Below are 12,855 nucleotides of genomic sequence, written 5' to 3'. Positions count from 1 at the left end.
GCTTACTCGGAAGTGGTCAGGGCATGTGGCATGCCTGGACGTTGAGAGATCGGGGTGTTGTCGGCCTGCGTAACAGGCCCGGGTTCCAGCGCTCGTTCGCGAAGGAGGAAATAAGACAGGGCAGGAATCAACACCAACGCGCCCAGCATGTTCCACAGGAACATGAAGGTCAGCAGGATGCCCATGTCAGCCTGGAACTTGATCGGCGACCAGACCCAGCACACCACGCCAGCCGCCAGGGTGATGCCCACCAGGCCCACGACCCGTCCGGTAAACGACACGGCGTTGCGGTAAGCCTGAGACAGCGGCAGGCCCTGGCGCTGGTAATGCAGTTGCACGCTGAGCAGATACAACGCGTAGTCCACGCCGATTCCCACGCCCAATGCGATCACCGGCAGGGTCGCGACCTTCACGCCAATGCCCATGGCCACCATCAACGCCTCGCAGAGGATCGACGTCAGCACCAGTGGCAACAGGGCAACCAGGGTCGCGCGCCAACTGCGGAAGGTGATCAGACAGAACAGCGTCACCGCCGCATAGACGTACAACAGCATGGTGCGATTGGCCTCGCGCACCACAATGTTGGTGGCCGCCTCAATCCCGGCCGACCCGGCCGCCAACAGGAACTGTCGATCTTCGCTGTTGTTCTCCCGGGCGAATTTTTCCGCGATGCCGACCACGGCATCGAGCGTCTCGGCCTTGTGGTCCTTGAGGAAGGTGATCACCGGCATCAGCGAACAATCGGTGTTGAACAACTCCGGCGAGTTGACCGAGGCTTGCTGCGCAGCGTAATTGAGCACGTCCTGATTGCGCTGGATGCTGTTGAGCTTGGGGTTGCCTTCATAGGTGCCAGCGGTGATTTGGCGCACCGCGTTCACTAGCGAAGCCGTCGCCTGCACGCCCGGATACTGCTGCAGCTCCCAGGCCAGTCGGTCGGCGAGAATCAACGTCTTGTAGTTCAGACAGCCTTCCGGTGCGGTCTTGATCATCACTGCGAACAGGTCGCTGGACAGCGCGTAGTGGCGGGTGATGTAGGCGTTGTCACGGTTGTAGCGCGAGTCGGCACGCAACTCCGGTGCGCCACTTTGCAGATCGCCGATTTTCAGTTGCAGGCTGACCATGAAGCCGCCGATGCCCATCAGCACCGCGACTAATACCGCCCCCGTGGCCCATTTGCGCGTGGTGAAGCGGTCGAGCACGTCCCACAGTTTGCCGAAGCCTTTGTGCCCTTCTGCGCGCGTGTCGATGTTCAGCGCACGCTCGGCCGCCTTGGCGCCGACGCCGACATAAGACAGCGCCACCGGCATCAACAATAGCGAGGTGAAAATCAGCACCGCCACACCGATACTGGCGGTGATCGCCAGGTCCCGGATCACCGGAATATCGATCAGCATCAGCACCGCGAATCCGACGGCGTCGGCCAGCAGCGCCGTGACGCCGGCAATAAACAGACGGCGGAAGGTGTAGCGTGCGGCGATCAGTTTGTGGGTGCCACGGGCGATGTCTTGCATGATCCCGTTCATCTTCTGCGCCGCATGGGACACACCGATGGCGAAGATCAGAAAAGGCACCAGCACCGAATACGGGTCGATGGCATAGCCGAGCCAGGCGACGATGCCGAGTTGCCAGACCACAGCGATCAACGAGCAGCCGACCACCAGCAGGGTGCTGCGCACGCATCGTGTATAGGCGTAAATGATGACCAGCGAAGTGACCACGGCCAGGCCGAAGAACATCATCACTTGAATCAGTCCGTCGATCAGGTCGCCCATCAGTTTGGCGAAACCGATCACCCGGACTTTGTACGGGCCCTTGCCCTCCTCCCCGGCCTTGCGTGCAGCGCTGTCGCCGGCAAACTCGATCTTGTCGCGCAACTGCTCCTCAAGCATCTGCGAAAAGGCGTGGTAGTCGATGCGCTGACCGCTGGCCGTGGCCTTGTCCAGCAGCGGCACGATCAGCATGCTCGACTTGTAGTCGCTGGCCACCAGACTGCCGACGATACCGGCGCGGGAAATGTTCTGGCGCAGTTGTTCTATTTCTTCAGGCTTGCCCTGGTAGGTATCGGGCATCACCGGACCACCCTGGAAACCTTCCTCCGTCACTTCGGTCCAGCGCACCGCCGGGCTCCACAACGACTTCATCCAGGCGCGGTCGACGCCTTCGGTGAGAAACAATTGATCGTTGACCTGTTTGAGCACGTCCAGGTAAGCAGGGTCGAAGACATCGCCCTGAGTGGTCTCCACCACCACCCGCACCGAGTTGCCCAAACCTCGCAGTGACTGGCGGTTTTCCAGGAAGTTCTGGATGTAGGGCTGGCTCTGCGGAATCATTTTCTCGAAACTTGGACGCAGCTCCAGCCGAGTCGCGGCCATGTAACCGAAGACCAGAGTGGCCAGCGCCATCAACAGCATGAACAGCGGACGGTAGTTGAACACCAGCCGCTCCAGCCGATTGCCGGAATCGCGGTCGAAATCATGCAGATCGCGGATCACCGGCATGGCGTCTTGTTTGATATTGCCCATGTCTGGGTTCTCGCTTTAAGGGTTCGAGGACTTATTCAACGGACAGCGTCCGCGCACCACGGCTGCCGACCACCACCAGCGCATCGGTGATGGCGCGCGTGACGCCCGTCACTGGCACCGGCTGGGCTTGCTGCACCCAGCGCTGTTGCGCACCGGTGCCCTGGCTCGCCAGCATCTGCCCGCCCTGGGTAAACAAGCGGTAATCACCATGGGCATCGACGAGGCCGGCGGTGATGCTGACGTGCAGGCCAGTGTCCAGCGAGGTCCAACTCAGGCCTGCATCGGTGCTGCGCAGCACATTGCCGCGCAAGCCGTAGACGAGCACTTCGCCGGGTTTGCCGACGACGCCGAAAAAGCTGCCCTGATAAGGTGTTTGCAGGGCGGCGAATCGCTGCTGGGCGTCATCCCACTTCAGCAACAGGCCCTGCTCGCCGACGATGTAAAGCGCATCGCCGGTGGCGGCGATGGCGTTGAGGTGAAAGCCCTGCGGGTTGTCGGTGCGATCCTGGAACGGCGTCCAGCTCTGGCCGCCATCCTCGGTGCGCAGGATCAGGTTGAACACCCCGACCACATAGCCGAGGCGGTCGTTGGCGAACCAGACATCGAGCAAGGGTTTGTCGGCACCCTGCGCCTCCAGCCGCTGACCTTCGGCGACCCGCAGCGGCCATTGTTCATTGCCAGGTTCGGCACGGGCCATCGCCTGGTAATGCTTGACCAGCAAGGCACCGATCTCGCGGCCGTCGAGTTGCTTGCTCCAGGTTGCACCCGCGTCACTGCTGTGCAACACCACGCCGTCGCCGCCCACCGCCCAGCCCTGAGTGGCGGAAGGAAAACTCACGGCATTGAGGTCGGCACTGACCGGCACAGCGGCCTGCTGCCAGTGCTGGCCGGAATCATCGGAATACAGAATGTGGCCACGCTGGCCGACGGCGACCAAGCGGTCGCCCGCGCGGGCCATGTCGGATAACGGGCTGTTGACGGCCAAGGCGCTGACCCTGGCCGGCAGATCCAGCACGTCGACATAAGCGGACGCCTGGCTCAGGCCCTGCAACATTGCAAGCAGAGCGCCGAGCGCCAGCTGCAGGTAACTTTTGTACGAACACATACCGCGTCCTCTTCGGAAAACTGCGCCGGGACACACGTCCGTGTGCCTGACGTTCCAACCTGGCGTCCGAAACGGTCGGTATGCGCCGACCGTCGCGCGATCCCCTGCCTTGCAGGCAGCGGACCGAATGGACGCTTGTCACGGTTTGCTTAACGAATCCCGCTACCTGCCAGAGACTCCGACGACCATTGCGCCTTGGAAAGCGGATCGGTGTACTTGATGCCGCCATAAGGCCCGACCACACCGTTGATGTTGTAGGAACCACCCACCAGGTCGTAGATCATGAAGGGCGTGGAATCCGGGATCTGCTTGTCGTAGCTCTGGCTGAGGAACGCGAAGGAGCCACGGTACAACTGACCACGTGCGTCGTATTGATCAGAGGCCAGCGCGGTCCAGCTGTCTTCATCGAGGTAGAAGCGACGCTTCTGATAGATGTGTCGGGCGCCGGACTTGAGGTTGCCTTCCACCACCCAGACGCGGTGTTTTTCCCAACGCACATAGTCGGGTGCCAGGTGATTGGCCGTGGTCAGCGATTTGGGATCCTGGGCGTAGGTCAGCTTGTAAGTGTTGTAGGGCACGATCATTTCCTGTTTGCCCACCAGCTTCCAGTCGTAGCGATCCAGCGCACCGTTGAACACGAAGACATCGTCGTAAGTGCCCGCGCCAGCGGTGCCAGGGTTAGGCGTGTCGTAGGCCAGGTTCGGTGCCAGCTTGACCCGACGCTGGCCCGGCAGGTACTGCCAGGCACGGCGCGGTTGTTGCAGCGGGTTGGCGGCGTCCTTGAGCATCACCGCTTCGCCGGCCCGGCGCGCAGGGCCGGTGTAGGACAGCTTCATCTGGTAATACACGTCGGCGCTGCTGATCGGCTGCGCGAGGTTTTCGTAGATCGGGTAGGAAATGAACGCCTGCCCAGTGGTCGCCAGGCTTGGCACCCCAGCGGAATCGACGTTCCAGGAGTCGTACTTGGAGCTGATGCTCACGCCCTGATATCGCAGCAGGAAGTTCCACATCGCTTCGTTGCCCGACTGCGGGATCGGGAACGGCACGCCCGGCAGTACGTTGTCGATGGCCAGCCCGTTTTCGAGGGATTTGGCGCCGCTGGCGTTTTTCACGCCGTTATCCAGAATGGCCTGGGGCAGCGAAACGGTGCGGTGGGTCGGGAACACATCGACACGGAAAGTCGGGAAACGCTTGGCCAGTTCAACAGTGGTAGCGCTGAGCATGCCCTTGTACTGCTCGACGTTTTTGCCGTCGATCTGCAGCAACGGTTTTTCACTGGCAAACGGATCCGGACGCATGCTGTCACCGGATTTGAAGCTGGCCGGCGGCGTGGTCAGGCCACCGTTGTAGGCGGGGATGGAACCATCAGCGTTCCCGGCTTTTTCAGCGCCCACCAGGGTCAGGCTGGTGCCCAACCGGGCAGCGTCCTGAGTTGAAACAGCGGCCTGTGCCTGAGCGGCAAGGACCATGGCCAGCGAAGCGGCCAACACGGTTTTTGCGAATGTCATCTTGTTATTCTCCTGCTTGCATTGAGCAAATCAGTGGTGAATCAAAAAGTGGTTTTCATCGTCAGGTAAACGGCGCCACGGTCCTCAGTCGTGGCCCCGCCACCGGAGAAGGCGGAGTAGCCACCGGCGTAACAGGCGTAGTTTTCGTTACCGCTAAAGGCATTCGGCGCAGCGCCGTCGCCTCCGGTCGGGCCGGTACTCACGCCGCTGACGTTGCACTTGTCGGCCTTGCCGAATGAGTCCACGTACTTCAGGTCGACAAAGTATTTGTTGTACACAACGGCCCCGAGGCCGATGGCGTAGTTACCGGTGTCTTTGGCGCCGCCACCGGAGACCGGTGAAACACCATCGAGACCGACGTTGATGGACATCGGTGCGTTGAGGTCGACGCCGGGAAACACCTGGTACCAGGTCGGGGTGAAGTTGACCGCGATGCCCCAGTTGTCCCGGGTCGGCTGGTCGATACCGCGATAGGTGTCCTTGCCCTTGTAGAGCGCTTCGTTGTTGCTATCGAGCTTGAGCAGGTTGCTGTAATACAGCTCGCCCAGCAGAGTGGCCGAATCGAACACAGGCGTTTTAGCAATGGTCATCAGGCCGTTGAGCGTCCAGTGCAAGGTGTCGCCGGTGGCGGCCATGCTGTCGCCCTTCTGCGGGGTGTCATAAACCACACCGGTGGCAGCCGTGCGCGCAGGCAACAGGCCAAGACCTGCGCCCAGGCCCAGCGGACTGTTAGTGCTGACAACCGCCGGAATACTGGCCAACGGCATATTGTGACGAATGTTCAGGTCCGAACCGACGCTGATCCCGCCCACGTCCTTGGACAGGCTCAGGCCAACGATCTTGATGTTGTCGGCATAGGCCATTTGATAGGTGGCGGTGCTCAGCGAGTTGAGGGTGTTGACCACCGCAGGCACTTGCCCTGCCGGCCGGGTGCCGTTGGGATTGGCCGAACTCAGGCCTCTGGCATCCAGCCAGGCCTGCGGCAGGATTTCCGAGGTTTCGCGGTAGTAAACGCCGAGGGTCCCGTCCAGCCAGGCTGGCGACCACTTGGCCATAATCCCCCAGTCTCCGCGCTTGTCCGGCGTCAGGTCGTGACCGCGACGCACATTGGTCAAACCGTTGCAGGGTGCCAGACCACACCCCAGCGGACTGCCCGGCACCACGCCATTGGTGTTGCCCAGCAGGAAGGATTGCGCACCGAAACCGACCAAGTCGGAACCGCCGTAATAAGTTCCGGCTTCCGGCAGGCGCGCGGCGTCCCAATCCAGGAAATACTGAGCGCCTACGGTCAACTCGGGATTGACGGTGAACGACATCGACAACTGGTTACGCGGAACGAACAGTTCCTTGGCTTCGGTACCGGGCGAGGCAGCCAGTTTGGCCAGGTCCAGGCCCGATTGGCCGTAACTGTTCGAGTGCACCGGGTTGAGAATAGTCTCGCCCCAGAACACGTTATGCTGACCGGCCTTGACGCTTAACAGCGACTCCTCGCCCACTTCGGTGCTGTAGAACACGAAGGCGTCGAGGATTTCGCCGGAAGGACCGGTGTAATAACGCTGGGCGTAGTTGCTCAGGTGCGGGCTGCCATTGCCGACGTTGTCACGGGTGACCGCGGCCAGACGTGGGTCGTTGGCGACCAGCCCCGACCTTGCGTCGTTGCCGTTGACGAACGGATTGGAATTGGAACCGGTGTTCTCGTAGGCCTTGTCGTACCAACTGGCAGCGCTCACACGGAAACCCATGTGGTTCTGGTAGACCACATCCATCTCGGTCAACAGGTCGACACGGTGGGTGATGTTGGTCCCGGCCTTGCGGAAGTTGTAGTCGCCGTCGTTGTTGTTCGGCGTTGCCAGCATGCGCTTGTCGGCGCTTTCGGTGCGTACGCCGTAGTTGTACTTCACAGTGTTATCAAAACGCACGGTCCAGTCCGGGTTCCCGGTGTCGAGCTCGATCGCCTGCGCGACCGGCACGCCTGCGGCCAGAATGGCCGAGGCCAACAAGGTGTAACGCGAGGGTGCGAACCCGTGACTCTTATTGTTGTGCATTGCGTTGTCTCCGCCTTTTTGTATTTGTTTTAAGCGCAGCCGCCCTCGCGCAACCCCTTGTTCCAGGGGTTTACGTTTTCAGGAGTGAGGGCAATGCCGGATGGCGCGGGCCAACCGGCGCCTGAATCAGCGGTCCAGTTCGAGGATGAGAGCTTCGGCTTGTGGCCAGCGCCCATACCCGGCGGCAGGATTGAGATGACCGACTTCGCCGAGATTGAGCAGCTCGCTGCCCCAGCCTTCGGCCATGCGCGTGGCGGCGTCCAGACTGGCGAGGTGGTCGTTGGTACTGGCGGCCAGCAGACTGCGGAACGGCAACCGGCCTTTGGGTAGAGGGTCCCAACCCTGGGTACGCAGGGTTTCAGCGCAGGGGTAGCCCTGCGGCCATTGGGCATCAAGGTCCGGCGGAGCGGCCAGCAGCGCGCCCTTGATCGGACGACTGTGACGCGCAGCCCAGTGCGCAACCATCAGCACGCCGGCGCTGTGAGCGACCAGAATCACCGGCCCGTCGATCTGCGCAAGTGTGTGCTGAATGGCTTCGACCCGCTTGCTGCAATCAAGCTTGTCGGTTTCAAGCGGCGGCACACTGCGCACCTTGCACAGCCTGGATTCAAGCAACGTTTGCCAATGCTCGGCAACGTGCTCACGCAGACCCGGTACGATCACAACGGTTGCGGCAGTTTGCAGTTTGTCCACGTCAACACCTTCGCTTTCTCGATGACTCGACTGGCTCTATTGGCCAGGGGCTTTTTGTAGGAGTGACATTAAAGAGCGCCCGACCGAGGCGCTTTTCATTGGACGTCAGGCACTTTTCTTTTCATGACAAAATTCCGCGTGTTGTCGCGCAGCGACCATTGGTCGAATATCCCCGCAGCTTCTCTCCAGCTCACTGTAATCAATGGGTGCGTGTCGATTTTTACACTGCAACGATGTGATTCCGGCCAGCACCGGGCGAGCGCCCTCGACGTTGTCACAACTGTTCAATTGCTGAAGTGCTGGATATAGTCGCCACGCTCATTTGAATCGCAACCGGCCCAGGAAAGACCTTCGCATGCCCAAGCTTGTTCGCGCCGCCGTCTTGACCAACTACCTGGAGGTCACCCAGTACCTGGGGTTCAACCCCCGAGACGTACTGGCCGGCGTCGGTTTGAGTAAAGCCATATTGCAAGCTCCTGAACATCGCATCCCCATCGACGCCGCCGTGCGGTTGCTGGAGGATTCAGCCGCCGCCAGCGGCTGCCAGAGCTTCGGCTTGAGCATGGCCGAGTCGCGCCAGCTCTCGGACTTCGGCGTGGTCAGCCTGTTGCTCTCTCATCAGCGAACGCTGCGTGATGCGTTGCAAGTGTTGGTGCACTACCGTCATCTGATGAACGATTCGCTGGCCCTCTTCATCGAGGAGGCAGGCAAGATGGTGATCATTCGCGAAGAGGTCGTCACCGAATCGCCGATGCCCTGCCGACAAGCCAATGAACTGGCCATCGGGGTGATGTTCCGCCTGTGCGCCGCCCTGCTCGGTGCACACTGGCATCCCTACAGCGTCAACTTCACGCACCAGCCTCCCGACAACCTGCAACTGCATCGCCGCCTGTTCGGCTGCAAACTGGAGTTCGGCAGCGAGTTCAATGGCATCGTCTGCCCCAATGCCAGCCTCGACATGACCAACCCCCATGCCGACCCGGCCATGGCGCGCTACGCCCAGAGTTACCTTGACTCGCTGCTCAGCCACGAAGGCCCTTCGATGCTGTTCGAGGTGCGCAAAGCCATCTACCTGTTGTTGCCGATGGGGCGCGCCACCATCGAGCAGATCGCCCAGACCCAGGGCATGAACGTTCGGACCCTGCAGCGCCGCCTCAAAGACGACGGCTGCGCCTTCAACGACCTGATCAACGACGTGCGCCGCGACCTGGTGTTGCGCTACCTGGAAAACCCGAATTACTCGTTGGGGCGCATTGCCGACATGCTCGGCTATTCGATGGCGAGTTCCTTTACACGCTGGTTCATCACCCAGTTCGGCATGCCGCCCGCGGCATGGCGCAGTGCGCAAAAGCACACCGTCAAAGCACCGCCGGAGCTGACCACCCGGCCCGGCTCCAGCGAACCCTGAACCGAACGCAACAGACCCGGCGTTTTGCAAAAAAAAAAGCGGCGACTGCTGGTACAGTCGCCGCAAAAGAACCGGTGTCTGTGACACCGGCCGAGGAGTCCTGTGGCGAGGGAGCTTGCTCCCGCTGGGGTGCGCAGCGGCCCCAAAAAAGACGCCGAGTAGTTTCTGAAAAAGCGCGGTGGTCTTTGTGGGGCGCTTCGCTCCCCAGCGGGAGCAAGCTCCCTCGCCACAAGTTTGTGTACCTACATTCCCCAACGCAGCAACAACAGCACCAGCACGACGAGGAACACCGTCTCCCCCACCATCAACAAAATCGGCTTGATGCCCACCGCCGCCAGCTCCTTGAGTTGGGTTTTCATACCCAGGGCGCTGATGGAAACCACCAGGCACCAGCGCGACAACTCGTTGACCGACCCTTGCACCACCGGGGCCACCCAGCCGGTGCTGTTGATACAGGCCAACAACAGAAACCCGACGGCGAACCAAGGTAGCAGCGGAGGTCGTTTGCCGGTCGGGTCGGCGCCCTGCATGCGGGTGATCATGGCGGCACACACGATCACCGGCAGCAACATGGCAACCCGCATCAACTTGACCACCGTGGCCGTATCGCCGGTCTCGGTCGACATGCTGTAACCGGCACCGACGACCTGGGCGACATCGTGAATGGTCGCCCCCAGAAACACGCCCGCCACTTGTGGCGACAACGACAGCCAGTTGGCAATCATCGGATACACGATCATCGCCAGGGTCGACAGCGCCGACACCCCGATCACCGTGAATAAAGTCGCGCGTTCTTTCTGCGGATGATTGGGCAATGCCGCCGCCAGCGCCAACGCGGCCGATGCCCCACAAATTGCAGTGGCGCCGCCGGTGAGCATGCCGAACAAACGCTGAAAGCCCAGCGCCTTGGCTGCGATCACTGAAACGCCGATGGTCACCACCACCAGGATCACCACCAGCGCCACAGGCTTCCAGCCCAGCGCTGCCATCTGTTCGAGGGTGATGCGCATGCCCAGCAGCGCCACACCAATGCGCAACACGGTGCGTGCGGTGAACTCGATGCCCGGCTTGCAAACACCGTCACCGGCCAGGAAGTTCAGCGCCATGCCCAGCAACAAAGCGAACAGCATCACCGGCGCGCCGTAGTGCTCGGACAAAAAGGACGCAGCCGCTGCAACGATCAGACTGACGATAAAGCCCGGCGCCAGTTCGCGCGTTCGGCTGTGGATACGGGTGAGAGCGATGGCGCTCATGGCGCGGCCTCCTCGGGAACGATAACGATGAAAGCCTGGCCGTCGATGATCTCAACCGGGTAGTTGGCAACTTTGACTGCTGTGGAATTGAGCAAGTAACCGCTGCGCAAATCGAAGCGCAGGCCATGGGCGCAGCACTGAATTACCCACCCCTCAAGGCGCCCGCCACACAGCGAGGCGCCTTGATGGGGGCAACTGTCGTCGACGGCGAATACGTCACCTTTGACGTTGAATAACGCCAGGCTTTTGTCATCGAATTCGAACAGTGCACGACCGCCCGCCTGCGGGAGCTTTCCGGCAGGCACGGGGATACGTCGGTTCATGCAGGTTGCCGCTCGTGATCACTTTCTTTCAGTGCCTGGTTCATGGCCCCGAGCAGCGCCTGAGCAGGTTGTGCACCGACCATCGTCATGCGACGGTCGAACTGAAAGCCCGGCACCCCACTGGTCGCGCCGGGAAAGCCGTCAAATGGCGTGGCGTCGCCCTTCAGGCAATCGAGCACCACCTGCGCATCAACGCCGCAGGAGCGGGCGATGGCGAGCAAGGTCTCGCGGCACCCCAGGTTTTCGCGTTTGCGGAAATAAGCGGCGAACAGCCGTTCGAGCAACATTTCACGCTGAGTAGCATTGCCCAGTACGCTGACGCGTTCGAACAAACGGTGCGCGTCTGCGGTGTTGGGCATTGTCTCGATGCGGCTGAAGTCGATGGTCAGCCCAACCGCCGCCGCAGCCTGCTGTACCTGGGCCTGGCGCATGGTCATAGCCTCGGCATTGCCCAGGCGTTTGCGGTAGAAATCGGCGAAGGGCTCCCCTTGTACCGGCAACTGAGGCAGCAACTGCACGCCATGCCACACCGTGGTGACCTGCACATCCGGGTGACGACTGCGAAACTGTACTTGCGCATGCTCCAATTGGCGTTTGCCGATCAGGCACCAGGGGCAGATGAAATCGAAGAACACATCAATACGTAAACGACGACTACTCACAACTTCACCTCTAACACTGCTTTGCTAACCGAATCGTGGACTTGCTCGCCCTTAAGCCGGGCAATGTCCTTGTGGTAATGACACTTGGCATAAAAGAACACGGCCGCAGCCGCGATGCTGACCAGCGGCACCCATTGAAAGGCAGCCTGCAAGCCAATGAGGTCGGAGACCCTGCCGGTAATGAACGGCCCAGGCGCCAGCCCCAGCATGTTGTTGGCCAGGGTCAGCGTGGCGAAGGCCGTGCCATGGACCGAGTAATGGGTCAGGTTGGCAACCATCGCTCCGCAAGGGCCAGTCGTGCCGGCGGCAATCAACATGCCCAGGCAGATCAGCGCCAGCTGCACAGGCCCTGCCGGCAGGGCAAATGCCGCCGACAACAGCAGGCAACTGCCCAGGCAATAGGCGATGGCCAAAGTGACTTTGCGTTCCGGCGAATGGCGCGACAGTCGATCGCTGAGCATGCCGCACAGGATCATCCCGGCCCCGCTGCACAGCACGATAATGGCCGCGACGCCGCCCGCCTTGTCCGTGGCCATGTCGTAATAGCGATTGAGGTAACTGGGCATCCACACAATCACCGTGCCGCCGACGAACAGTTGCAAGCCACTGCCGATGTAGGCAGCGATCACCGAACGGCTGGAAAACAGCGTACGCAACGGACGCTTGACCGCTGCCACCGCCTTGTTCGCCGCCTGGGCGGCACGTTGCGGCGCAATGCGCGCCTCCTTGACGATGACCGGGTAAAGCACGGCCAGCAGCAGACCGAACAACGCCATGCCGGCAAACGACCAGCGCCAGCCAAGTTTGGCGGCGATTGCACCGCCCAGCGCCATCCCTAATACCGAACCGAACATGCCGCCCGCCATGAAGGCACTGGCCAGCGTTGCACGCAGGTGCTTGGGAAACACCGAAATGACGACTGCTATGCCGACGCTGCCGTACGCCGCTTCGCCAACGCCGACCATGAATCGTGCAATGAACATCTGCTGATAGTCCTGCGCCACGGCGCAACCCAGCGTCGCCAGACTCCACAGCAAGGCCATCAGCGCCAGGCTCTTGACCCGGCCAAAGCGATCTGCCAGCAATGACAGGGGAAATGTCAGCAGCCCCACCATCAGCGCGACAATGCCACTGAGCAAGCCAAGCTGGCCGTCGCTCAGAGCCCATTCGCCCTTGAGCATCGGGAACACCGCGTTCAAGACCTGGCGCGACATGTAATCGGATATCAACAGCCCGAACGTCAGTGCGAAGACGATCCAGGCATACGGTCGCGCAACACCGACAGCACTGTCGTCATCGTCTGCGGCGATTGGGTGAAAGGCCATGCAGCCTCCTC

Annotated in this window: 10 protein-coding genes; 1 reads left to right on the top strand and 9 read right to left on the bottom strand. The window is 61.3% G+C overall.

The features are described from left to right. Positions 1-2: 2 nt before the first annotated feature. The 5 genes from AC1ROI_RS13535 to AC1ROI_RS13515 form a co-directional block, all read right to left on the bottom strand. Positions 3-2,522, bottom strand: a complete 2,520-nt coding sequence (locus tag AC1ROI_RS13535; protein ID WP_083376325.1) for an efflux RND transporter permease subunit — start codon at positions 2,520-2,522, stop codon at positions 3-5. A 31-nt stretch (positions 2,523-2,553) separates the two neighbouring features. Beyond that, entirely contained in the window at positions 2,554-3,627 is a 1,074-nt protein-coding gene (locus AC1ROI_RS13530) for a WD40/YVTN/BNR-like repeat-containing protein (RefSeq protein WP_102595412.1), read from the bottom strand. 149 nt (positions 3,628-3,776) lie between these two features. Beyond that, entirely contained in the window at positions 3,777-5,135 is a 1,359-nt protein-coding gene (locus AC1ROI_RS13525; protein WP_010455826.1) for a DUF1329 domain-containing protein, read from the bottom strand. A gap of 41 nt (positions 5,136-5,176) precedes the next feature. Continuing rightward, positions 5,177-7,180, bottom strand: a complete 2,004-nt coding sequence (locus tag AC1ROI_RS13520) for a DUF1302 domain-containing protein (protein ID WP_010455827.1) — start codon at positions 7,178-7,180, stop codon at positions 5,177-5,179. A 126-nt stretch (positions 7,181-7,306) separates the two neighbouring features. Continuing rightward, on the bottom strand, positions 7,307-7,873 hold the full coding sequence (locus tag AC1ROI_RS13515) for an RBBP9/YdeN family alpha/beta hydrolase (RefSeq protein ID WP_010455828.1): 567 nt from the start codon (positions 7,871-7,873) through the stop codon (positions 7,307-7,309). Positions 7,874-8,228: 355 nt separating this feature from the next. Between AC1ROI_RS13515 and AC1ROI_RS13510 the strand changes: the two genes are divergently transcribed. Continuing rightward, positions 8,229-9,281 (top strand): AraC family transcriptional regulator, encoded by a 1,053-nt coding sequence (locus AC1ROI_RS13510; RefSeq protein ID WP_010455830.1) that lies wholly within the window; start codon positions 8,229-8,231, stop codon positions 9,279-9,281. Between the two features lie 242 nt (positions 9,282-9,523). Here the strand turns inward: AC1ROI_RS13510 and AC1ROI_RS13505 are convergent, their stop codons facing one another. From AC1ROI_RS13505 to AC1ROI_RS13490, 4 genes are read right to left on the bottom strand one after another with little or no spacing between them, the layout of a single operon-like run. Beyond that, positions 9,524-10,534, bottom strand: coding sequence for a YeiH family protein (locus AC1ROI_RS13505; RefSeq protein WP_083376323.1), 1,011 nt, complete (start codon positions 10,532-10,534; stop codon positions 9,524-9,526). Then, entirely contained in the window at positions 10,531-10,857 is a 327-nt protein-coding gene (locus tag AC1ROI_RS13500; protein WP_102595411.1) for a Rieske (2Fe-2S) protein, read from the bottom strand. The genes AC1ROI_RS13505 and AC1ROI_RS13500 overlap by 4 nt, the downstream gene beginning before the upstream one ends. After that, a complete protein-coding gene (locus AC1ROI_RS13495; RefSeq protein WP_077748122.1) occupies positions 10,854-11,519 on the bottom strand; it encodes a DsbA family oxidoreductase in 666 nt (221 codons plus the stop codon). The genes AC1ROI_RS13500 and AC1ROI_RS13495 overlap by 4 nt, the downstream gene beginning before the upstream one ends. Then, on the bottom strand, positions 11,516-12,844 hold the full coding sequence (locus AC1ROI_RS13490; protein ID WP_077748121.1) for an MFS transporter: 1,329 nt from the start codon (positions 12,842-12,844) through the stop codon (positions 11,516-11,518). Before AC1ROI_RS13490 ends, AC1ROI_RS13495 begins: the two co-directional genes overlap by 4 nt. Positions 12,845-12,855 lie beyond the last annotated feature (11 nt).

The sequence above is a fragment of the Pseudomonas sp. GW823-FHT02C02 genome, assembly GCF_058797635.1.
The sequence above is the reverse complement of the archived record's forward strand: the minus strand, read 5'-3'. Positions and strand labels throughout refer to the sequence as shown.